The organism is Candidatus Bipolaricaulota bacterium, assembly GCA_021159055.1.
Lineage (GTDB): Bacteria > Bipolaricaulota > Bipolaricaulia > UBA7950 > UBA9294 > S016-54.
Window position 1 is genome coordinate 1 of record JAGGSO010000074.1, and the last position, 22,020, is coordinate 22,020.

The 22,020-nt window shown below is 64.0% G+C and carries 27 protein-coding genes and 3 tRNA genes; 19 read left to right on the plus strand and 11 right to left on the minus strand.

Features of this window, described 5'->3' with window-relative positions; genetic code table 11:
• The 10 genes from J7J55_03670 to J7J55_03715 form a co-directional block, all read right to left on the minus strand.
• The coding region (locus J7J55_03670; GenBank protein MCD6141804.1) for a squalene--hopene cyclase at positions 1-718 on the minus strand (718 nt) is incomplete at its 3' end.
• Positions 711-1,775 carry a flavodoxin-dependent (E)-4-hydroxy-3-methylbut-2-enyl-diphosphate synthase gene (gene ispG / locus J7J55_03675; protein MCD6141805.1) on the minus strand — a complete coding sequence of 355 codons (1,065 nt, stop codon included), beginning with the start codon at positions 1,773-1,775 and terminating at the stop codon, positions 711-713. The genes ispG and J7J55_03670, both read right to left, overlap by 8 nt.
• Positions 1,772-2,392 carry a hypothetical protein gene (locus J7J55_03680; protein ID MCD6141806.1) on the minus strand — a complete coding sequence of 207 codons (621 nt, stop codon included), beginning with the start codon at positions 2,390-2,392 and terminating at the stop codon, positions 1,772-1,774. Before J7J55_03680 ends, ispG begins: the two co-directional genes overlap by 4 nt.
• A complete protein-coding gene (hpnH, locus tag J7J55_03685; GenBank protein ID MCD6141807.1) occupies positions 2,389-3,393 on the minus strand; it encodes an adenosyl-hopene transferase HpnH in 1,005 nt (334 codons plus the stop codon). Before hpnH ends, J7J55_03680 begins: the two co-directional genes overlap by 4 nt.
• Positions 3,390-4,355 (minus strand): polyprenyl synthetase family protein, encoded by a 966-nt coding sequence (locus tag J7J55_03690; GenBank protein ID MCD6141808.1) that lies wholly within the window; start codon positions 4,353-4,355, stop codon positions 3,390-3,392. The genes hpnH and J7J55_03690 overlap by 4 nt, the downstream gene beginning before the upstream one ends.
• 14 nt (positions 4,356-4,369) lie before the next feature.
• Positions 4,370-4,975 (minus strand): response regulator transcription factor, encoded by a 606-nt coding sequence (locus J7J55_03695; GenBank protein ID MCD6141809.1) that lies wholly within the window; start codon positions 4,973-4,975, stop codon positions 4,370-4,372.
• Positions 4,976-5,038: 63 nt separating this feature from the next.
• On the minus strand, positions 5,039-5,620 hold the full coding sequence (locus J7J55_03700; GenBank protein ID MCD6141810.1) for a response regulator transcription factor: 582 nt from the start codon (positions 5,618-5,620) through the stop codon (positions 5,039-5,041).
• Positions 5,589-6,818, minus strand: a complete 1,230-nt coding sequence (locus J7J55_03705; GenBank protein ID MCD6141811.1) for a sensor histidine kinase — start codon at positions 6,816-6,818, stop codon at positions 5,589-5,591. Before J7J55_03705 ends, J7J55_03700 begins: the two co-directional genes overlap by 32 nt.
• Before the next feature lie 7 nt (positions 6,819-6,825).
• Positions 6,826-7,089, minus strand: coding sequence for a DUF3467 domain-containing protein (locus J7J55_03710; GenBank protein MCD6141812.1), 264 nt, complete (start codon positions 7,087-7,089; stop codon positions 6,826-6,828).
• 73 nt (positions 7,090-7,162) lie between these two features.
• Positions 7,163-8,377: a hypothetical protein gene (locus J7J55_03715; protein ID MCD6141813.1), complete on the minus strand. Its 1,215-nt coding sequence runs from the start codon at positions 8,375-8,377 to the stop codon at positions 7,163-7,165.
• A 160-nt stretch (positions 8,378-8,537) separates the two neighbouring features.
• On the opposite strand from J7J55_03715, the gene J7J55_03720 reads away from it, so the two are divergent.
• From J7J55_03720 to J7J55_03760, 9 genes are all read left to right on the plus strand, one after another.
• A tRNA-Cys gene (locus J7J55_03720) sits at positions 8,538-8,612 on the plus strand.
• Between the two features lies 1 nt (position 8,613).
• Positions 8,614-8,686: transfer RNA gene (locus J7J55_03725), tRNA-Val, on the plus strand.
• A 76-nt stretch (positions 8,687-8,762) separates the two neighbouring features.
• Positions 8,763-9,452, plus strand: a complete 690-nt coding sequence (locus J7J55_03730) for a DUF1573 domain-containing protein (GenBank protein ID MCD6141814.1) — start codon at positions 8,763-8,765, stop codon at positions 9,450-9,452.
• Between the two features lie 66 nt (positions 9,453-9,518).
• Positions 9,519-9,902, plus strand: coding sequence for a winged helix-turn-helix transcriptional regulator (locus J7J55_03735; GenBank protein MCD6141815.1), 384 nt, complete (start codon positions 9,519-9,521; stop codon positions 9,900-9,902).
• A 19-nt stretch (positions 9,903-9,921) separates the two neighbouring features.
• Complete coding sequence (locus J7J55_03740) at positions 9,922-11,055, plus strand: hypothetical protein (protein ID MCD6141816.1); 1,134 nt, start codon at positions 9,922-9,924, stop codon at positions 11,053-11,055.
• A 9-nt stretch (positions 11,056-11,064) separates the two neighbouring features.
• Positions 11,065-11,562 (plus strand): thioredoxin family protein, encoded by a 498-nt coding sequence (locus J7J55_03745; protein ID MCD6141817.1) that lies wholly within the window; start codon positions 11,065-11,067, stop codon positions 11,560-11,562.
• Positions 11,563-11,598: 36 nt separating this feature from the next.
• Positions 11,599-12,393 carry a sigma-70 family RNA polymerase sigma factor gene (locus J7J55_03750; protein MCD6141818.1) on the plus strand — a complete coding sequence of 265 codons (795 nt, stop codon included), beginning with the start codon at positions 11,599-11,601 and terminating at the stop codon, positions 12,391-12,393.
• Positions 12,394-12,445: 52 nt separating this feature from the next.
• Positions 12,446-12,718 carry a hypothetical protein gene (locus J7J55_03755; GenBank protein MCD6141819.1) on the plus strand — a complete coding sequence of 91 codons (273 nt, stop codon included), beginning with the start codon at positions 12,446-12,448 and terminating at the stop codon, positions 12,716-12,718.
• A 1-nt stretch (position 12,719) separates the two neighbouring features.
• On the plus strand, positions 12,720-13,430 hold the full coding sequence (locus tag J7J55_03760) for an SDR family oxidoreductase (GenBank protein ID MCD6141820.1): 711 nt from the start codon (positions 12,720-12,722) through the stop codon (positions 13,428-13,430).
• Here J7J55_03760 and J7J55_03765 read toward each other — a convergent pair.
• Positions 13,427-14,866: a VWA domain-containing protein gene (locus tag J7J55_03765; GenBank protein ID MCD6141821.1), complete on the minus strand. Its 1,440-nt coding sequence runs from the start codon at positions 14,864-14,866 to the stop codon at positions 13,427-13,429. The two genes, J7J55_03760 and J7J55_03765, sit on opposite strands and share 4 nt — an antisense overlap.
• A 118-nt stretch (positions 14,867-14,984) precedes the next feature.
• Here J7J55_03765 and J7J55_03770 point away from each other — a divergent pair.
• The 10 genes from J7J55_03770 (at position 14,985) to J7J55_03815 (ending at position 22,019) form a co-directional block, all read left to right on the plus strand.
• A tRNA-Leu gene (locus tag J7J55_03770) sits at positions 14,985-15,074 on the plus strand.
• A gap of 27 nt (positions 15,075-15,101) precedes the next feature.
• Entirely contained in the window at positions 15,102-16,118 is a 1,017-nt protein-coding gene (plsX, locus tag J7J55_03775; GenBank protein MCD6141822.1) for a phosphate acyltransferase PlsX, read from the plus strand.
• A complete protein-coding gene (locus J7J55_03780; protein MCD6141823.1) occupies positions 16,108-17,085 on the plus strand; it encodes a ketoacyl-ACP synthase III in 978 nt (325 codons plus the stop codon). Before plsX ends, J7J55_03780 begins: the two co-directional genes overlap by 11 nt.
• Position 17,086: 1 nt before the next feature.
• Positions 17,087-17,956, plus strand: coding sequence for an ACP S-malonyltransferase (locus tag J7J55_03785; protein MCD6141824.1), 870 nt, complete (start codon positions 17,087-17,089; stop codon positions 17,954-17,956).
• The gene (gene fabG / locus J7J55_03790; GenBank protein ID MCD6141825.1) at positions 17,943-18,674 is read left to right on the plus strand and encodes a 3-oxoacyl-[acyl-carrier-protein] reductase; all 732 of its coding nucleotides are present in this window, start codon (positions 17,943-17,945) and stop codon (positions 18,672-18,674) included. Before J7J55_03785 ends, fabG begins: the two co-directional genes overlap by 14 nt.
• Before the next feature lie 32 nt (positions 18,675-18,706).
• Positions 18,707-18,958, plus strand: coding sequence for an acyl carrier protein (locus tag J7J55_03795; protein MCD6141826.1), 252 nt, complete (start codon positions 18,707-18,709; stop codon positions 18,956-18,958).
• A gap of 96 nt (positions 18,959-19,054) precedes the next feature.
• A complete protein-coding gene (locus tag J7J55_03800; GenBank protein MCD6141827.1) occupies positions 19,055-19,540 on the plus strand; it encodes an ATPase in 486 nt (161 codons plus the stop codon).
• Between the two features lie 85 nt (positions 19,541-19,625).
• Complete coding sequence (locus tag J7J55_03805; GenBank protein ID MCD6141828.1) at positions 19,626-20,354, plus strand: metallophosphoesterase family protein; 729 nt, start codon at positions 19,626-19,628, stop codon at positions 20,352-20,354.
• Positions 20,351-21,127: an inositol monophosphatase gene (locus tag J7J55_03810; GenBank protein MCD6141829.1), complete on the plus strand. Its 777-nt coding sequence runs from the start codon at positions 20,351-20,353 to the stop codon at positions 21,125-21,127. The genes J7J55_03805 and J7J55_03810 overlap by 4 nt, the downstream gene beginning before the upstream one ends.
• 1 nt (position 21,128) lies before the next feature.
• Positions 21,129-22,019 carry an RsmB/NOP family class I SAM-dependent RNA methyltransferase gene (locus J7J55_03815; GenBank protein ID MCD6141830.1) on the plus strand — a complete coding sequence of 297 codons (891 nt, stop codon included), beginning with the start codon at positions 21,129-21,131 and terminating at the stop codon, positions 22,017-22,019.
• Position 22,020 lies beyond the last annotated feature (1 nt).

The following is a 22,020-nucleotide window of genomic DNA, read 5'->3' on the forward strand; positions in this document are numbered from 1 at the left end:
TGCGGAGCGGCTTCCACCGGGAGTGCTCGTGTACCCTGAGGACCTTGTCCGCAAACGTAAAGAACCTCCCCCACGCACTCCGCTTCTTGGGAAGGGAGAGATCGGCGTTTGCCCTCCCCCGTGGGAAGAGCTCGTCGATCCGGGCGTAAGCCGGGATGGGGAAGGTCGGCCGGTGGGCGTAGACGATCGTGAGGGGGACCATTGTTCCCCGGGCCCAGGAGCCGAACTCGTAGATATTGATCGGGAACCACTTCGGCAGGAGGACCACCTCCGGGGGGATCACCGGAAGCCCCTCCCAGGGCCACTCCCCCATGAGGGCGAGCCAGATCTTGGTGAAGTTCCGTACCCGTTCGACCCCTCCCCGCGCCATGATCCACTCCCGGGCGTTTGTCATCTCCGGGGAATCGGGGTCGACCCCGGCCATCTTGAGGGCCACGTACGCCTCAACCGTGGTGGAAAGCTCACCCGGCCCGTCGTACCAGAGGGACCAACTCCCGTCCTCGTTCTGCCAGGCAAGGAGCTGGCGGGCGATCTTGTCCCAAAGATCCTGCGTTCCGATCCCGAGGATGTGGGTGAGGAACAGATGCTCAGCGGTGATGGTGGCGTTCGATTCCAGCTCCCCCCACCAGTACCCCTCATCGTACTGGAGAGAGAGGAGGTGGGAGACCCCCTGTGAGATCGCTTCGTCAAGCTTCGTAGTGGTTACAACCTCAGGCATATTCCTCCTCCTTCGTCAACGCACGTACTGCACTGACTACCGCGTCGGGAAGCTCGTCTTCCGGGACGTTGCGCTGCGCGATCTTTCCGCGCACGTAGATCGTGCCCACGCCCGCTCCGCCGACGAGGCCAACATCTGCCTCGCTTGCCTCCCCGATCCCGTTTACCACGCAGCCCATCAATGCCACGGTGAGCGGGATGGACACGTCCTTCAGTTCCGCCTGCACCTTCTCCGCGATGGTGAGAAGGTCGATCTCGGTGCGGCCGCACGTCGGGCAGACGCGATAGGTGATCCCGCGCTGCCGCAGCCCGAGGGCGCGCAGGATCGCGTAGGCGACGTGCACCTCCTCCACCGGGTCGCCGGTGAGCGACACGCGCACGGTGTCCCCCAGCCCCTCGGCAAGGAGGATCCCCAGCCCGACGGCGGAGCGGATCGCCCCCTCCCACGGGGTTCCCGCCTCGGTGATCCCGATGTGGAGCGGATAGTCGACCTCGCGCACGATCATGCGGTAGGCGGCGATCGTCATCGGAACGTCGGTCCCTTTCAGCGAGATCACGATGTCGTGGAACCCGTGCTCCTCGAGGATGCGCACCTCGCGCAGGGCGCTCTCCACCATCCCTTCCGCCGTTGCCTCCCCGTGCGGGCCGCGGAACTCGGGGGCGAGCGATCCCGAGTTCGCCCCGACCCGGATCGGGATCCCCGCGGCCTTCGCTGCCTCCACCACCTCCCCGATCTTGTCCGGGTCGGTGATGTTCCCCGGGTTGAGGCGCAGCTTGTCGACCCCGGCTTCGATTGCGGCGAGGGCGAGCCGGTGACTGAAGTGGATGTCGGCGACGAGCGGGAGGGAGATCCGCTCCTTGATCGCAGGGAGGGCATCCGCTGCGGCCTGGTCCGGAACCGCGACGCGCACGATCTCGCATCCCGCGGCGTGCAATCGGTTTATCTGGGCGACGGTCGCCTCCACGTCGCGGGTGTCGGTGTTGGTCATCGATTGCACGACGATCGGTGCTTCGCCCCCGATCACCACACCACCAACGTTCACCGCCCTCCGCGTCACGCTGCACCTCCGGCGAACTCCCGCACAAGCGCCCCGATCCCCCGGCCGATCGCCCGGCCGGCCCGGATCGCGGCGAGCCCGGCTTTGATCGCGGCGATCGGGTGACGGAGCGCGTCACCGGCCCCGGTCAGGGGAAGCTCAACCCCGGCCGGATCGAGGACGCTCTTCACGGCGAGGAATGAGACCCCGTTATCATCCGCCCACTCGGCCAGCTTTCCTGCTTCCATCTCCACTCCCAGCGCCTTTGTCTCGGTGTGCAGCCGTTGTTTCTCTTCTTTTTTTCCGATCACCCGCGCCGCGGTGACGAGCCGTCCCGGAGCGGGGTGAATCCCCTCCCGCGCGAGCGCGGCCCGCGCCCGGGTTAACAGCTCGGGGGCGATCGCGATCGCCCGCCCGCGGTGGATCACCTCGGTCGCCAGGATCAGATCCCCAATCCCGAGCCTCGGATCGAGCCCGCCACAGAACCCAGTCGAGATGAGAAGATCAGGCCTTCCCCCTGCTGTGATCGCCCGCGCGAATCCGGACGGCGCTCCGACCCGGACGCGCACCACCCGCGTCCCCGGGATCTTCGGAATCCACGCCGTCTCGAGTCGGAAGCAGGCCGCCACCACGATCATCCCCCCCGCTCACCCCGCGCCAGAGTCAACAGGTCGCGCGGCTTGGACAGGGCCTCGAGGATGCTCGCCCCCTCGAACCCGGAGTGCATCATGCAGTTCGTGCACCGGCGATCCTTGCCCGGCCCGTATCTCTCCCACAGCTTAGGATCGAACAGCTCGTTCACGTCCTCCACGTGCTCGTCGGCGAGGATGTAGCACGGCTTCCGCCATCCGAGCACGGTGTAGGTCGGAGTCGTCCACGCAGCGCACGGGTAATCCCGCTCCCCGCGGAGGAAGTCGAGATACAGCGGGTTGTTGTAGAACGGGAACCCCTTGGTCGGATCGAGGACCTTGCGGAACACCTCGATCGATTCCTGCCGCTCGAGGAAGAGCTCGCGGTCGGAGACGTCCTTGTACGCGTAGCCCGGGGAGACCATCAACCCCTCCACCCCAAGCTCGGTGAGGAGCGCGAACAGCTTGTGCAGGTCCTCGACGTCGGATCCGTGGAACAGGGTCGTGTTCGTGTTCACCCGGAACCCGCGTTTGATCGCCTCCTTGAGCCCAGCGATCGCCGTGGCGTACGTCCCCTTCCGCTGCGTCACGTAGTCGTGGATCTTCTCCGTCCCGTCCAGGTGGACGACGAACGAGAAGTAGGGGGTCGGCTTGAACAGGTCGAGCTTCTCCTGGAGGAGCAGCCCGTTCGTGCACAGGTAGATGAACCGCTTCTCGGCGATGATCGCCTTTACGATCTCCCCGATCTGGGGATGGAGGAGCGGTTCGCCGCCGGCGATCGATACGATCGGTGCCCCGGAGGCGTGCACCGCCTCCAGCGACTGCTCTACCGTCAGGCGCCGGCCGAGGACGCTCTTGTACTCCTCTACTCTTCCGCACCCGATGCAGTGGAGGTTGCACGCCTCGAGTGGTTCGAGCATCGTGACGAACGGGAAGTACTTCCTCCCCTTCGCCTTCTGCGCCATGATATACCGCGCCATCGTCAGATCCAACTTAAGTGGTCGTTTCATTTCTCTCTCCTTGCCAGATAGTCTATCAACTCGGTCATCTTCTCCTTATGGGGGAACGGAAGCGCAGCGAGAATCTCCTCAGCCCTGCCGAGATGCTCCTTCACCATCCGTTCTGCGATTTCCTTCGCTCCGAGCCGCTCGAGCACCGTCACCACGGCGGTCACATCGGCGTCGGTCAGGCCCTCCTTTTGGTACGTCTCGACGAGGATGGTGCGATCGGCTCCGCCGGCGCGGGACAGGCCGACTACGACCGGAAGCGACTTCTTCCGGCGGCGGATGTCCGAACCGAGGGGTTTTCCGGTCACTTCGCCGTTCCCCCAGATACCGAGAATGTCGTCGCGGATCTGAAATGCCCGTCCCAACGCCATACCAAGATCGGACAACCTATTGAGGGTCTCCGCTTCCGCTCCTGCCACGAGCCCGCCCAGGGTGAACGAGCCCCGAATGAGGGCCCCTGTCTTCTTGTCGATCATCTCCATGTACTCGTCCACGGTCGCTTCCCGTGTCTCGAACGAGAGATCGAGTCCCTGCCCCTCGATCATCTCGATCGTGGCGGAAACGAGGGCCGCCGTGATCTGCGGGCCAGCGGAGAGCGCCTCCCGGATCGCGATCGCCGCCATCAGGTCGCCGGCGTTTATCCCCTGCGCGATCCCGTGCAGGGACCACACGGTCGGGCGGCCGCGGCGCAGCCTGTCACCGTCTTGGATGTCGTCGTGGATGAGGGAGAAGTTGTGGATGAGCTCGATCCCGACCGCAGCGGGGAGGGCTCTCCTCGGATCCGCCCCGAGCTCGGTCGCGGTGAACAGGACGAGGCTCGGGCGCAGGAGCTTTCCCAGGTTCTCCCTCCGGGCTCCGGTCTCGTCCTCCAGACCGACGTGGTACCGGAGGACCGGATGCAGGAGGGAGGTGCCAGCGAGCGCCCCTTCCAGCCCGGAGACGATCAGATCCCTGAACTCCGTCAATATCCTCGGTGTAGTCATCTTTCCGGTGATAACCTCACTATTCCCAGCCGTTCCGCCGCCTCCACAAGCTCGGCCGCGGAGTGGGCGTTGAGCTTGCGCATCAGCCGCGCACGGTGGTTGCGCACCGTGTGGAGGCTGCGCGACATGATCTGCGCGATCTCCGCGTTCCTCTTCCCCTCCACGATCAGCTGGAGGACCTCCCGCTCCCGCTCCGTCAGGGACGGCCCCTCTTCCTTCAGCTCTGGAATTCCGTCCGGGAAGTAGGTCTTCCCCGCCGCGACCGCCGCGATCGCCGCAAGCAGCCGCGTGGGAGCCTCGTCCTTCGGGACGTAGCCGTGCGCCCCGGCTTGGGCCGCGTGGGCTACGTAGCCTTGATCCGCGTACATCGAGAGGACGATCACCCGCGTATCCGGCGAAATCCGCTTCAACCTCCGGATGGAGTCGATCCCGTTCAGGATCGGCATCGATATGTCGACGAGGGCGAGGTCGGGACGCTCCCTTCGGATCACCCGCAGGAGGGCGCGCCCGTCCCCCGCCTCCCCCACGACCTCGATCCCGGAGGATGAGAGGAGGGAAGCGATCCCCTCGCGCACGAGGGCATGATCATCTCCTAACACCACCCTAATTCTATTCACTCCGTAAGTTTACTGGAAATGGAGCTTCGGCGTAATGGGGAAAATGTATCAATCCCGCGCTTCGAGCCTGATCCTCCTGGCATGCGCGATCAGGCCGGCACGGGTGTGGATCCCGAGCTTCTCCATCAGCCGGGCGCAGTGGTTGGCGACCGTCCGCGGGCTGATCCCGAGGAGCGCCGCGATCTCGGCATCCTCCTTTCCCTCTCCGAGGAGGGAAAGGACGTCCTGCTCCCGCTCGGTCAACCCGAAGCTCGGCCGTTCCAGGGTCCCCTTCACCGCCGCGTCGATCGCCGCATACAGGGTGTCGGCCGAGGCTGACTTGGAGACGAGCCCACACGCCCCGGCGGCGACGGCCGCGGCGGCGTACTCCGGCTCGTCGTACATCGTGAGGACGAGGATTCTCGTGTTCGGGGAAGCAGCGATGAGGTCGGGAATCGCGCTCAGCCCGTCGCGGTCGGGGAGGGAGAGGTCGAGGAGGAGAAGATCGGGGGACGCACGGCGGACGAGCGCGAGCGCGGACGCGGCGTCGGCCGCCTCTCCGATCACGTCGTAGCGGGCGGAGAGGAGCCGGACCAATCCAGCGCGGACGAGGGCATGGTCATCGACGATCGCGATTCTTATCCCCGGCATACGGGACCTCCACCTCGAGCCGCGTCCCTTCCCCGGGTCGGGAGGATACCGACATCCTCCCCCCGATCCCCTCCACCCGCTCCCTGATCCCGCGCAGGCCGAGGCCGGGGACGGCGGCATGGTCGAACCCGATTCCGTCGTCGGTGACAACGAGGACGATCGCCCCCTCCCGCTGCTCCACCGCGATCTCGACGTGCCGCGCCTGCGCGTGCGCCTCGATGTTCCGGAGCGCCTCCTGGGCGGCGGAGAAGAGGAGCCCCTCGTGCTCCTGGGGAAGCCGCTCGGTGATCTCAACGCGCACCCTCACATCCACATTTCCCGCCTCCTCCACCATCCTGCCGAGCCGGCGGAGCGACGGGCCGAGCCCGAGGTCGTCGAGGAGGGGAGGGCGGAGGGAGTGGGCGAGGTCGCGCGTCTGAGAGATCGCCCGATCGATCAGTCCTTGGGCCCGAGTGACATCCCCCCCGGCAGCGAGCTCGAGCTTGACCGCAGCGAGGGTCTGGCCGAGCTCGTCGTGGAGCACACGCGCGATCCGGCGGCGCTCCTCATCCTGGGCGGAGAGGATCCGCTGGGAGAGCTTGGAGAGCTCCCGCTCGCGGGCGCGGAGGGCCCTGTTCTTCCGGGCGTAGATCTCGGTGAACGCACGCACCGTATAGGAGAGCGCCCCGTACACCCCGGCCGCCCCGGCAAGGATCGTGGTCAGGTTGTAGGCCAGGTTCCGGTACGGGGCCTCATAGGGCGGGAACAAGGAACGATGTGGAATCACGCCGAAATACTCGAGGATCACCAGGCTGGAGTAGAGGAGAACCACAAGACCGGTGATCAGGTACCCCTGCAGCTCGGGGAGGAAGAAGTTTGCGTAGATAACGGTGAATACATAGAAGATGACCCCGATCCACTCGCTCCCCCCCATCAAGTGGATCAGTGCAGTGATCAGGACGATCTCAGCGATGAAGAACCCGGCGTGCGCCCAATGAAGGCCGGTAGGGTTCGTCTGCCGCTCGATCAGGTACTTGAACGGGAAGGTGAGGAGGAACCAGACGAGGGGGGCGTAGAACAGCGGGTTCAGATAGCTGATCTTGGTCAGTAAGATGACGATGAGGGCGATCGCGGAGAATGCCCCGAGGGTGATCCTCCGCGCCATCACCGTCTTGATGACGGTCGCCTTCAGCTCGGCGAAGTCCGGATCGGAGACCATCGCGCCTTTACTTGAGGGTCGGCGGGATGACGATCTTTCCGAAGTTTTTCTCGTATTTTGCGATGTTCTCCCCGATAGCACCGTACAGCCGCTTCATGTGCCCGGGGTTGAGGATGATCCGCGACACGAGGAGGGCTTGATCGGCCTCCGGGGTCTGCGTCTGGGGATCGACGAACAGAAAGTCGATGATGAACTCCTCCTTGCGGTGAGAGATGAGGGCGAGGTTCGAATAGTTCCCCCGTCGCGTTTCGTTGTCCGCAGTAATCCGCATCTGCCTATCTACCACTTTCTACCACCTCCGTTTGTTGTCGGAAGATGGTAGCCCCTACGCGGATGGCGAACAACTACGGGATGAGGTAACGGGTGAAGAACCGCTCCACTGTCTCCCGGTGGCGCCCAGGGATCAGGATATGGTGGTTGCCGAGCGGTTCGGTCAGGATCGAAGCGATCTCCCCTTCCACCGCGATCGCAAGCTGGGTGCGGCACAGGTCCTCCCGTGGTGGGACCGCCTCGATCACTCCCTCCCGCACGAACAGGCGATCGAGTCGTTCCCCACCGAGGCGGAGGATGGTGCACGGCCCCGGAGGGATTTTCGCGGCGATCCCGACTCCAATACCCGATTCGAAGTGGCTGCGCACCGCGTACCCTGACGCAAGGGATAACGGACAGGTGCAATGCGCAAGGTGGATCTTCCCGCCGTTGAGGTCAACGGAGGTGACGTTTCCCATGAATGTCACCTGTCCGGATAAGAGGCTCCCGAGGTAGAGGGAGAACAGGGCCTGCAGATCCCCCTCGCATCCTGCCGGCACCCGCTCGTCGTTCAGACGGGATAAGGCATAGCATCCCGTGTTTTGAATCCGGGTGACCAGATCGAAGCATCGGATCGTGAACGCCGCGAGATGATGTTCATCCACCAGCTCGCGGATCGCGGCGTAGATCGCCACCGCGCCCTGCAGCTCCTCCACGCTCGGCTCAGCCACCGTCTCCGCTTCCTTGGTAAACCGGGAGACGTCGCGCCGCGGGGTGCGGACCCGCTCCACCCGCGCGATCACTTCATCGATCGGGATCTTGATGAGCTCGATCCCCAGCCTCCCTTTGAGGAAGGCGCGGTCGACATCACTCGCCACCAACCACTCCGATGGTTCACCGATCAGCCCGATCCGACTGAACCGGAGCTCCTCCCACGCCGTGGCGACCCGCAGCTCGCGTGCCAGCTCGACAGCGATCTCCTCGGGGGAACCAAACAGGATCCTCCCTTCCCCTCCGTCCTGACGGATGCGCGCCAGGATCTCGAGGGCCGCTGGAAGGGAATTGTGGCCCGGATGGGCAATGAGGATCGCCGGGGGTGGGAGCTGGGATACGACCTTCAACACCTCCCGTTCCACTCCGCCGGTGAGCACGAGGACAGCGGGCAAACCGGTGCCGGTAGGGAACTCCGCCTCGGACACGGAGAACCCGCCTGCGGCCTCGATCCCGGACAGGATCTCCTGCTTCAGCCGAGCGATCTCCCGCTTCCCGTGGAGGGGAGAAGCCTGCACGATCACTTCCACCTTGTCCATGTCCTGATCCTATGCGGGAATGAACGGCCGCGGGATGTAAGGCTGGACCTGAAAACCGGACACCGATGACCCGACGACCTCCCGGTTGGGTGAAAAATACAGGAACAGATGCCGTCGCCGTTGACGCAGGGGATAGAGGTGCATATAATCGTGATGGGACGGCGGCGTAGCCAAGTGGCAAGGCAAGGGACTGCAAATCCCTCATTCCCCGGTTCGAATCCGGGCGTCGCCTCCATGGGTGGTTAGCTCAGCTGGGAGAGCGCATGCTTGACGTGCATGAGGCCAGAGGTTCGAGTCCTCTACCACCCATTTCTCTTGCATCGCATCCCTCCGCTGCGATATAGTAGCTAAAACCTACTTCTCTAATCGGATATAAGGAGGGAAAATGCGAAGGATACTGGTTTTTGCGTTCTTGGCGACCATCGGACTCGGGTGGATCGGGCTCGCCGCGCCGAAGATATCGGTCGACCAGGCGGTGTACGACTTCGGCGAGGTGGTCGCCGGAATTGCGGTTACCCATACGTTCGTCCTCACCAACGTCGGGGACGCCGCGCTCACCATCACTCGGGTGCGGACGAGCTGCGGCTGCACGACGACCGCCCTCACCAAAACGACCCTCGCGCCAGGAGAGTCGGTGGAACTGACCGCGACGTTCGACACCACCCATTACAGCGGGAAGGTGGGTAAGAGCGTCTATGTGGAATCGAACGACCCGCATACCCCGAAGCTCGTGTTGGTCTTGACCGGGACAGTGAAGCGGGGTGAACCATACAACATCTCCGTTGCTGATCTGAATTACCTGTTCTACATCCTGATCGATCTGCGCAGTCCGGATGACTACGCCGCGGCTCACCTGTTCGGGGCGATCAACATCCCGTACGATCAGCTCTCCGGCTGGTACAACCGGCTTCCAAAAGGGATCCTCATCGTCCTGTACGATCAGGACGGCTCCCTCTCCGACAAAGCAGCGCAGGAGATGATCGCCGCCGGGTTCCCACAGGCGAAGAGCCTTCTCGGCGGACTGAACGAGTGGATGCGCTTGTACAAAGCAAGGTTCGTCCTCACCGCGGAATAGGAGGCTCGGTTGCCCGTGGTGGACTCCGCGGGTATCATATGCCTAAATAGGCATATAGGAGAGGACATGAAAGATTGGAGCGAGGCGTTTAGTGCGCTCGGAAATCCTGAGCGCCTGCGCCTCTTCCTTCTTCTCGTTCACCAGGATGAAGCAGGGGGGCTCTGCGTGTGCGAATTGGTGGAGGCGCTGGGGATCCCGCAGTACCGGGTCTCCAAGCACCTGGGAGCGCTGCGCCGAGCTGGATTGATCACGAACGTCCGCACAGGAAGGTGGGCGTATTACAGCGTGGCGTGCTCGCAGCCGGCCAAGGACCTCTCGACTTTCCTCCGGAAGGCGCTCCCCGCTTCGAAGGTCGCCGCTGAACTCGAACAGCTGAGGGAGAGCCTCTCTTTGCGGGTGAACGGGCGCTGCGTCTCGGAGAAGAGGCGGGGAAGGGGCGAAGATACCTGAGGATTGTGAAGGAGGAAGAGTGAAATCGAAGCGGAGTTTGGTCCTTCTCGTCGCGTTGCTTCTTGGCGTGCTCTTCGCCTACGGCGCCTGGGGGACACAGCTTGTGATGTTCTACGAGGACGGATGTCCGCATTGCGCGCGGATAGAGGCGTTCTTGAACTCGATCGCCCCGAAGTATCCGACCCTGGAGATCACGCGCTACGAGATCCACGATCCGGCCGCGCACGACCTCCTCGACCAGCTTCTGACCGCGTACAACGCCGAGCTCGGACCGGTTCCGATCATCTTCATCGGAGATGTGGCGTTCGTCGGGGGGACGTTCTACGGTCTCTACCCGGAGCCGACGACGGTCAGTGGACGAGCGGAGGAGATGCAGCTCGAACAGGTTATCCAACAGGCGATTGAGGAAGACGCCCCCTCCCCACTCTCCCGGATCGAGGGGAAGTCGGGGAGCGGACTGGCCAAGTCCCTCACCATCCCGGCAGTAGTCCTCGCCGCCGCCGCCGACTCGGTGAACCCGTGCACGTTCGCCGTCCTCGTCCTCCTCCTCGGGACCCTCCTCGTCGCCGGGAAGCGAGGGAAGGTCCTCCAGGCCGGGCTGGCGTTCATCGCTGCGATCTACATCTCCTATTTCTTGATGGGGATCGGGATATTCTCCGCGATCCAGGCGGCCGGGGTGCAGCGTCCGTTCGTCATCGCCGTCTCCGGGCTCGCCATCCTCCTCGGGCTGTGGAACATGAAGGACTACTTCGCCTACGGGAAGTGGTTCACGATCGAGGTTCCCGATCGGTGGCGTCCGCTCGTCAAGCGGATCACGTCATCGGTCGTCTCCGTCCCTGGTGCATTCGCGGTCGGGGTGCTCGACTCCCTGTTCCTCCTTCCCTGCTCCTCCGGGCCGTACATCGCGATCCTCGCGCTCCTGTCCAAGACGACGACCAGGACGCAAGGGATCGGACTCCTCTTGTTCTACAACTTGATTTTCATCATGCCGCTGATCATCATCACCGGGGCGGTCCACTTCGGGTACACGACCACGGCCCGGGCGGAGCGGTGGCGCTCGGCGCGACTCGGGAAGCTCCACCTCGTCTCCGGGCTGATCATGTTCCTCCTCGGGGTGGGGATGATCATCGCGGTCCAGTTCGGCTATATGTAGGGAGGTGGCTTGAAAACAAGAATCGCATCGGCGTTGCTGGTCTTCCTGGTGGCGGCGGCTGCGTTGGGATTCGGTCAGGTGCAGACTCCGTCCACCGTGCAGACCGGTTCCCAGACCATCTCGCCGACGATCGTCGTATTCTATGCCGCTGGCTGCCCGAATTGCGAGCGGATGGAGGAGATCCTCGACGCCCTCCTCGTCGATCACCCTAACATGACGGTCGCCCGCTACGAGATCGATGCCCCGGGGGCAAGGTCCCTCCTGTGGAAGCTCTCCTCCCGCTACAAGGTCCTGGCGACACAGGTCCCGGTGATATTCGTCGGAGATCAGGCGATCGTCGGTGCAGGAAGGGCGCAGGAGTTCGCCCTGCGAACGGCGATCGACGATTGCGCCACCCTTGGTTGCCCCTCTCCGCTCGATTACGCCGCCGTGGGGGTCCCGAACGACTTCCTGTGGCTCGGGCTGTTCGTCGGGATGTTCCTCCTGTTTCTCCTCTTGCAGCGCTAGTTGCCCTTGTCGCCGAACGGTCCTATACTCTCCAAGATGGAGAAGGATAGATCACACCAACTCAGCAACGAGCAACTCCTCACACGTCTGAGGGAAGCGATCGATGCCGGGATCACCGGAGATGAGCTGGCCCGCCTGAAAGACGAGATCGTGAGGCGCAACGTCGGGTTGGTCAAGTCGATCGCGCTTGAGTTCACAAACTCCGGCGAGGAGCTGGAAGATCTGATCCAGGCCGGTTACATCGGGCTTCTGAACGCAGTGGCCAACTTCGACCTGTCACGCAAGGTCCGTTTCTCAACGTACGCAAGCCATCTCATCCGCGGCGAGATCCGTCACTACATCAGGGACAAGCACGCCCCGGTCCACGTTCCACAGTGGGTCCAGGCGATGAACCGCCGCGTCACCGAGGCGGAGGAGGAGTTCTTCAAGCAGGAGGGGCGCCCCCCAACCTTGCAGGAACTCGCCGCCCGTGTCGGGGTGGATGAGAAGCAGCTCGTGGAGATCCTGCGCGGGCGGGAGGCGATGACCTACGTATCGATCGACGAAAAACGGCGCGCCGAGGATCCAAATCCTGCTGTGCCAAGCATCGATCATTTCATCACAGAGAAGGAGGACGGCCTTCCGTTGGATGTGCGGATCCGGATCGTGGCGGCAATCGAACGGCTCGGAGAGCTGCAGCGGCGGGTGGTGGAGGGGATCTTCTACCAGGGGAAGAGCCAGGCCGAGGTCGGCAAGGACCTCGGGATCTCTCAGCGCCAAGTGTCGCGGATGAAGGAGGCGGCACTCCGCGCTCTGCGGGACAAGCTAGAACCGAAGAAAGATGCTGAATAACGGAACTTCTAGGCATAATAGTGACGAGAGCGGTGGTGAGAAAGAGGAGGAAATGAAGTTGGAAGACTTACTATCCCTGATCGGAAATGCGGTAGATCGACTGCAACGTAGCGTCACCCTGTTCTCCGACTCCGACCGCTCCGCTGGGCTGAAGGAGCTGCAGCACGTGGTCAACGAAATCGACCAGTACATCGCAAAGATCGATCAGGATCCCCTCCTCAAGATCGCCGGGATCGACCGCGATCAGATCGTGAGCGAGCTCGAGGGGGTGAAGCACGAGCTCACCCTGGTGATCGATGAGCTCACCGCTGCCTCAACCGGCTAGGATGAAGGACAGACCACGGGCGGTGATCACGGGGGGGACAGGGGCGATCGGCCTTGCTACCGCCAAGAGCCTCTCCCAGTCTGGGTACCTTCCAATCCTGAACTACGCCCACGACGAGGCCCGCGCCATGGCTGCGCTGCGCGCCCTCAACGGAGGCGCCGTGCTGGTGCGGGCCGATGTTACGACAGAGGCCGGAGCGACCAAGCTGGCGGAGGAGGCGACCGCCGGAGGGATCGTCCGCGTTCTCGTCAACTGCGTAGGGGATTTCCTGTATAAACCCCTCCTGGAGACGACGCTCGCGGAGTGGGATGAAATCATCCGCAGCAACCTCACCGCCGCCTTCCTGTGCGCGCGTGCATTCATCCCTCACATGAGGAAGAACAAGGGCGGGGTGATCATCAACGTGGGGATGATGCACGCCGAGACGGTGCGCGCCGTCCCTCACACCGTCCCCTATACCGCGGCCAAGGCCGGGTTGATGGTTCTCACCAAATCCCTCGCCAAGGCGGAGGGACGGTATGGAATCAGGGTAAACGCGGTAAACCCCGGTTTCATCACCGGTGTCTACCCTCCTCCCACCGGGGCAGAGATCCCCCTCGGCAGGGTGGGAAGACCGGAGGAGGTGGCCGCCGCGATCGCGTTCCTCGCCTCGGACGACGCCTCCTACATCACCGGCGCCGTCCTCGAGGTGCACGGTGGTGCTTACCTCTAAGGAGTGCTGACCTCGGCCTTGTACCCTCCATCCGCCCGTTCCACCGTGATCATCGTGGTTCTGTTCGCCGATACGATGACGTTCTCCACCACGGTCGGCGGGAGGGTGTCGATCACCACGCGGTAGACACCGGCGGGGAGGTTCGGGGCCGGTTCGCGCAGGTTTCCGCTGAACACCTCCTGCCCAGCCTGATCGTAGACGTGGTAGCGGAGTTCGGTCGGAAGCTGAAGCGCTTGGCGAAGTTCGGAGCTGCTCTGGGCATCGAAGTAGATCCCTCCGGTGGCGGCGGCGATCTCCTTCAGCTGCTCCCGCGCCTTGGGCAGGCTCCCGATGTCGAACCCGACCACGTGGATCTTCAGGTCATACCCGGCGGCGAGGAGGTCCTTAGCCGCTTTTACCGGATCACCGTGACACGTCTCCATCCCATCGGTTACGAGCAGGATGAGGTCAGGACCGTATGCCCCGTCGAAGTCCTCTTTCGCCTGCTCCAAGGCGTAAGCGATCGGAGTGGGTCCGCCCGTCTCGATCGCCTGAATCCGGGCGCGCAACGCCGCGCGGTCGAGCGGCGCGAGCGGGACGAGGAGCTTACTCACCTGACAGCCGCCAAATACGCGCAGCCCAACGCGGGTCCCGTCGGGGATCGTTCCCACCAACTCATCGAGGACCCGCTTTGCCACCTCGATCTTGGTCGAATCCTCGAACGGCTCGGCCATGCTCGAGGAGGTGTCGAGGATGATGAGCAGGTTCTTCGGGGCCTCGAGCGCGGTCAAGGCGAGCTCACCGCCGGGGCGCAGTTCGAGTGCCCCCATCTCCTCGCCGGTCGCTCGCGTCGGGCCCATCGCCCCGACCGCATCTACGCACGGTCCGGAACATGCGCTTCGATCCTCGTCCGCCGGGACGTCGCTGATCCGCACAAATCTGAATTCCTCCCCCGGTTGCACATAGGGGGAGATGTCGATCCCGGTCGGCCAGGAATCGGCCTGCCCCACCGCAATGAACGAACTCCCGTCTGCGCTGATCTCGATTCGCGCCGGGTGCCCGTTGGTTATGTAGACGAACAGGTCGGGACCGGGAACGTCGACCAGCCGGTTGTCGACGAACTCCAGAACCAGGTAGGCGCGGTCGTCGAGCTCGCTCAATCGGTAGCCGAGGGAGACGGAGCACGTTCCGCACCCCGCACAGTTCGTGCACCCCGGTCCGTCGCAGTCCGGCGGTCCGAGCGCCTCCTTGGCACGGGAGAACGCCGTGCAGACACAGCTTCCCTGCACGTAAGCCGCCACCCGATCGGCGAACGCAGAGTCCCCCTGCGGGAACGTCACTCCGCCGTAGGTCGTGGGCTGGGCAGTTCCGAGCTGTCCGATCGTCCCGACAGCCCATACCAACCAGATGAGCCCGAGGATGATCCTTGCCGTCTTCATGTGGCGCGTTCTTTTCATCGGTCACCTCCGAAGGTCTTCCCGACCACCATCATAGAACGATTTGCAGGGGAAGACAAGAGGAAGGGCGAGCATTCCGGTTGACAGGGCTGTTTCGGTTCGCTAACATGGGGCAGTCGCCGAGGTGGCGGAATTGGCAGACGCGCATGGTTGAGGGCCATGTGGACATAAAACGTCCGTGCGGGTTCAAGTCCCGCCCTCGGCACCAATTCGATCATCGTAAGCAGGCCCGGTTATGCGCATTTTAGTCGACGTAATGAGTGGAGATCTCCCGCCGGAGGAGCTGGTAAGAGGCGGGGTAACAGCCGGGCGTGAGGCAGGGATCGAGATCGGGTTTGTCGGAGCCCCTGACGTAATTCGTACTGCCCTCTCCCAGGTCCATGAGCGGGAAGGAGGGAGGTTCTTCATTGTCCCTGCCTCCCAAGTGATCCGGATGGACGACCCGCCGGTGCGCGCGGTGCGAGAGAAGCGCGACTCATCGCTGATAAAGGGATTAACCTCCCTGAAGCACGGTGAGGGAGATGCATTCGTCACCCCGGGGAACACTGGGGCGGCCGTCGCCGGCGCGATCTTCACCCTGGGAAGGATCCACGGGGTCCCCCGCCCGGGGATCGCCGCCACCCTTCCCACCCTGTCCGACAGGGAGATCTTGATCATCGACGTCGGAGCGACGGTCGATTGCGCCCCGCCTCATCTCCTTCACTTCGGGCTGATGGGAGGGAGTTACGCCCGCGACGTCATGGGGATATCGACACCGCGGATCGGCCTGTTGAACATCGGAGTGGAGAAGACAAAGGGGAACAAGCTCACCCAACGTGCGTTCTCGTTGCTTGAGGGAAGCCCTCTCCCGTTCGTTGGGAACGTAGAGGGGCATGACCTCCTCACCGATCCCGGAGTCGACGTCGTCGTCTGCGACGGGTTTGTGGGAAACGTCTTCCTCAAGGCGCTTGAGGGCGGAATAAACGCAGTGACCAGCTTCCTGCGGAACGGAATCCGCAGCGGAGGCCCCCGGGAGAAGCTCGGCGGGCTGTTGCTGCAACCGGTCTTCGCGGCGTTGCGGGAGCGACTCTCCTACGAGCGTCATGGTGGCGCGCCCCTCCTTGGGGTAAACGGGGTGGTGGTGATCGGGCACGGGCGCTCGGACGCCGCGGCGATCGCCGGAGCGATCAACGCGGCGCGACGGGCGGTAGCAGCGAGGCTGAACGAGCGGATCGCGCAGGGAATGAAAGGATGGGGAAACATTGGGAGCTAAGATACTCGGTACAGGAAGCTACTTGCCGAAAGACGTGAGGACAAACGACGATCTCGCCCAAATCGTGGAGACGTCGGATGAATGGATCGTGAAACGCACTGGAATCCGGACGCGGCACATCCTCGAGCCGGATCAAGACCCGGCGGAGATAGGGATCGCGGCCGGAAAGGAGGCCCTCGCCGCGGCCGGCGCATCCCCGGACGATGTTGACCTCTTGATAGTGTCCACCAACTTCCCGGAGATGATCTGCCCGGGGTCGGCGCCGTTCATCGCCGTCGGGCTCGGGATGAAGCAGCAGCCGTTCTTCGACCTCAAGGCCGGTTGTTCCGGGTTTGTCTACGCGCTGACCGTAGCCAGCGGGTTGATCGACGCCGGAATTTACCAACATATCCTCGTGATTGGGGCCGAGGCCATGTCGCGGGTGATCGATTGGACCGATCGCAGGACGTGCGTCCTGTTCGGAGACGGGGCCGGAGCCACCCTGCTCGGGCCGGGGAGTCCCGGGGAAGGGGTACTGGGGATCTCACTGCACGCGGTTGGGGAACAGGCAATGCTCATCCATCTTCCCGGTGGGGGAACGCGCATCCCGGCAAGTCATGCCACTGTTGACGCCAGGGAACACTTCGTGAAAATGGAGGGGTCCGGGGTGTACCGAAGTGCCGCACCAATGATGGATACCGCGACCAGGGAGGCATTGGCCGCTGCCGGACTGGGATTGGAAGACGTCGACTGGCTGATCCCGCATCAGGCGAACATCCGCATCATCGAATCCCTCGTGCGGCGCCTTGAATTCGATCCGGATCGGGTGATCATCAATATTGACCGAGTGGCAAATACTTCTAGTGCGTCTATTCCAATCGCCCTCGATGAAGCACTGCGCGACGGCCGCATTAACCGCGGAGACGTCGTCGTCCTCACCGCGTTCGGGGCCGGGGTGACCTACGGAGCAGCGGTGGTGCGGATCTGATATGCCCGGAAAGACCGCATTCCTGTTCCCGGGGCAAGGGACGGTCCCGGAGGTCCTTCCACCTTCCTCTCCATTGGTCGACCGCCTCCTCGCCCAGGCCGCCGCGGCCGGGATCGACCTGAAAGAGCTGATTCAAGATCGCCAGCGGATAGCGCTCACCGAGTTCGCCCAGCCTGCGATCCTGATCGATTCCCTCGCCAAGGACCAGGCCCTCCGGGCCGCTGGGTTCGCTCCCGATGTCGTCGCCGGCCATTCTCTGGGGGAGTACGCCGCCCTGGCGAGCTCCGGGGTGATCTCCCCGGCCGATGCCCTGTCGGTGGTGATCGCGCGCGGGCGGTTGATGGGACACGTACCAGGAGCGATGGCCGCGATCTTGAAGCTCGATCGGGAGGAGGTGGAGGAGGTCTGCGCTGCAACCGGAACGAGCGTCGCCAACTACAACGCTCCTGGCCAGATCGTGATCTCGGGAGAAGCCGCTGCGATTGAGGCGGCGATGCGCCTCGCCAAAGAGCGGGGCGGTCGGGCGGTCAGGTTGAACGTCTCCGGGCCGTTTCACTCCCCCGCGATGGCCCCGGCGCAGGCGGGCCTCGCTCCGCGGATCGAGGCCCTCGAGTTCCGCCGTCCTCAGGTCCCGGTCATCTCCGGGGTGAGCGGGAAAGCGGAGACCGATCCGGCACGACTGAAGGAGCTCCTCTTGACACAGATCACTGCATGCGTACGCTGGGAAGAGGCGGTGAACGCAATGGTAGGGCTCGGGGTGCGGACGGCGATCGAGGTCGGGCCAGGCGAGGTACTGACCCGGATCGGAAGGAGGATCACCGACCGGATTGAATTCCTAGATTACGAGGAGGTGAGCCGTGGGAGAGCTTGACGGTCGAGTGGCGGTCGTCACCGGGGGAACACGCGGGATTGGAAGGGCGATCGCGGTCCGCTTGCATCGAGAAGGGTGTTCGGTTACAGTCCTCGCCCGCAATGAGGAAGCGGGAACGGCACTGGAGGCGGAGTTCCCGGGGATGGAGTTCGTACCGGCGGACGTGACCGACTTCGCGCAGCTTCAGGAGGCGGCAAAGGAGGTGTACTCCCGCCATGGTCGGGTCGATTTCCTCGTGAACAACGCCGGGGCGACGCGCGACCGTCTCCTCCTGCGGATGGGGAAGGAGGACTGGGACCGGGTGATAGCAGTGAACCTGACCGGAGCGTACAACACCGTTCGCGCCTTCCTCCGCTACATCATCCGCGCCGAGGAAGGAGGAATCGTGACCATCTCTTCGGTGGTGGGGGAGACGGGAAACATCGGCCAAGCGAACTACGCTGCAGCCAAGGCCGGGCTCGTCGGCTTCTCCCGCAGCCTGGCCAAGGAGGTCGCAGGGAGGGGAGTGCGGGTGAACGTCGTCGCGCCGGGGTTCATCGAGACCGAGATGACCGCGGGCCTGTCGGATGAGATACGGGATTCCTACATCTCCCGCATCCCGCTCCATCGCCCCGGGACGGCGGACGAAGTGGCGGAGGTGGTGGAGTTCTTGCTATCGCCCCGCGCTTCCTATATAACTGGGCAAGTTATCCATGTGAACGGGGGGCTTTACCCCTAAAAGGTGTCTACGAAAGGGAGGTGTACGCATAGATGAGCGACATCGCAGAACGGGTAAAGGCGATCATCTCCGATCAGTTGATGGTCGACCCGGAGGAGATTACAGAGGAGTCTTCGTTCGTCGAGGATCTCGGCGCTGATTCACTCGACACCGTCGAACTGATCATGGAGTTCGAGGACGAGTTCGGAATCGAGATCTCGGACGAGGACGCGGAGAAGATCACCACCGTCGGGGAGGCGATCGCCTACCTGGAAAAGCTGATGGAAGAGAAGGAAGAAGAATAAACTGGTTCCAGTGGGAGGAGGAAATGGAGGGACAAGCGGTTACGGTTGTCCCTTTTTCTTTTCCCGGACTATCATATAGGATCGAGGTGATCCCGAATGCGAGAAGGCGAACGACGGGGACAGGTGGGGAAGGAGAGCGTAAACCCCTACTACGAAGGGCAGAAGTATCCGGAACCGACCGTCTGCCCGCGCTGCGGGCTCGTCTACCATGATGGGAGGTGGCAGAGGGCCGAGGGACAACCGCCTCCGGAGGCAAACAAGAGCCTATGCCCGGCGTGTCGACGTGTGGCCGACCGGAACCCAGCCGGGTTCGTATACCTATCCGGCGGTTATCTCTCCGCTCATCGGGAAGAGATCCTCAACCTGGTCCAGAATCAGGCGGACGCGGCGGCTGAAACCAGGCCGCTACAGCGTATCATGTGGATCGAGGACCGGGACGGCGGAGTGGAGATCGCGACCACGAATCCCCACCTCGCCACCCGAATCGCCAAGGCGGTGGAGAGCGCATGCAAGGGGAGCTTGACGATCAAGCAGGCCCCGGACGAGCCGCTCGTCCGTTGCTACTGGGAGCGGGATGACTGATTTCAGGGACCTGACGATCGGCGAATTCATCTCTGGCCGCGCGGCTGGCAGAAGCGGCGCTGCGGACAGCGGATGAGAAGGAATCATGACCAGGATCGGGATCATCTCTGACATCCATGGGAACCTCCCCGCGCTGGAGGCGGTCCTGTCCGCCCTGAACGCGGAGGGAGCGGAGACGGTGATCTTCTGTGGCGACCTGGTCGGGTACGGCCCATGGCCCGGGGAGGTGATCGCCCGGATGCAGGGATCCTCGATCGGGGTGCAGGGGAACCACGACGCCGCCGCCTGCGGTGCGCTTCCGACGAACCATTTTACGCCCGCGGCGCGGGCGGCGATCGACTGGATCCGCTCCCGGTTATCCGCGGCTGATATCGCGTACCTCTCCTCCCTCCCGTTGACGCGGGAGGTGGAGGGGATGACGGTCGTGCACGGGAGCCCGCGCGGTCCGCTTTGGGAATACATCCTCGATCCATGGACCGCAGCGGAGAGCCTTTCCCTGTTGTCCACCGACATCAATCTATTCGGCCACTCCCACATCCAGGGGGGGTTCGTTGCCGACGGCGAGAAGGTTGAGCCGATCGATCCACGGGCGGGAACCATCGAGCTCGTTCCCGGCCTCCGCTACCTGATCAACCCGGGGAGCGTCGGCCAGCCGCGCGATGGTGACCCGCGGGCGGCGTACGCGATCCTCGACCTCAAACAGGGAACCATCGCGTATCACCGCATCTCTTACGATATCAGCGCGGTGCAACGGGAGATCATCCGCGTCGGCCTCCCGCGTGAGCTTGCGGATCGGCTGAGCGTGGGGCGATGATGGAGCAAACGGAGCTGGCAGCCGCTGTCCGGGCGGCGCGGGCGGCCGGGGCGATCCTCCGCGCCGGGCTTCGGTCGGAGAAGCACGCTACGACCAAGGCGCACGCCCGCGACCCGGTGACGGTGTTCGACAAGCAGAGCGAGTCAGTCATCGCCGCCATCCTCCAGGAGGGGTTCCCGGACTACGGTATCCTCTCCGAGGAGGGGCTCGATACCACCGGAAAATCCCGGTGCCGCTGGGTGATCGACCCCCTCGACGGGACGAATAACTTCCTGCGGGGCCTCCCCCAGTTCGCCGTCTCGATCGGGCTCGAATGCTCCGGGATCCCCGTGGTTGGCTGCGTCTACGACCCGAGCCGGGATGAGCTCTTCACCGCGATCAGGGGGGAAGGGGCATACCTGAACGGTGCCCCGATCCGAGTGAGCGAGAAGACCTCCCGCGCGGATCTCCTGCTCGCGGTCGAGTTTTCCTCCTACCCGCCCCGGGCCCGGATTCTTCACCGCCGGCTGGCGCGGGCGATCGGGGAGGTACGGGGTATACGCGCCCTCGGGGCGGCCGCCCTCGATCTCTCCTACGTCGCCGCCGGGAGGGTGGATGGAGCGCTGTTCCTCTCCCTCTCCCCGTGGGACGTCGCCGCCGGGTGTCTCATCGTCGCCGAAGCCGGGGGGACGGTCACCGACCTCTCCGGCGCCCGGCTGACCGATCCTGAACAGGGACTCCTCGCCACGAACGGGAGGGTCCACGCTACAGTTCTCGCGCTTACAGGGGAGTAGGGTGGGACTCGAACGCTATCACGGGATCATCCCTGATTGGGATCGGTTCATCACCACCTGCTCCACCCCCCTCCCAACCGTCATCAGGGCGAACACGCTCCGGATCGCCCCATCGGAGTTGCGGACGCGACTGGAGGAGAAGGGGTTCACCCTCGCCCCCTACCCCGGCCTCCCGTGGCTGTTCCGGGTCGAGGAGGACTGCGTCACTAAGACGATCGAGCACTGGCTCGGGCTGTTCTACTCCCAGGAGGCGACCCAGGCCCTCCCGGTCCTGGCCCTCGCCCCACAGCCGGGGGAGCGGGTCCTCGACATGTGCGCCGCCCCTGGGGGGAAGACGACGCAGATCGCGGCAGAGATGGAAAACTCCGGCCTCCTCGTCGCCAACGAGCCGAACGGCCGGCGCCAGCAAGCCCTCCTCTCCAACCTGAACCGCCTCTCGGTCCTGAATGCAGCCGTCACCGCCTACCGCGGGGAGATGTTCCCGCTGGGGGAGAAATTCGACCGCGTACTGATCGACGCCCCGTGCTCGGCCGAGGGGACCCTGCGCAAGTCCCCGTCCCTCCGGGATGGAGCGACAGAGGCGACGATCCGGCGCCTGGCCGGGATCCAACGTCGGTTGATCCTGCGGGGTTACGAGCTCCTCAAGCCAGGCGGGGTACTCGTCTATTCCACCTGCACCTTTGCCCCGGAGGAGGATGAAGCCGTCGTCTCGTTCCTCCTTTCCTCCCGCGACGCCCACGTCGAACCACTCGCGCTCCCTCTCCCCCACTCCCCGGGGATCACCGCATGGAACGGGGAGGAGTTCTCCCCGGAGGTGGCCGGCTGCGCCCGCATCTATCCCCATCACTTCGACTCCGGAGGTGGGTTCATTGCCCGAATCAGACGAGGTTAGA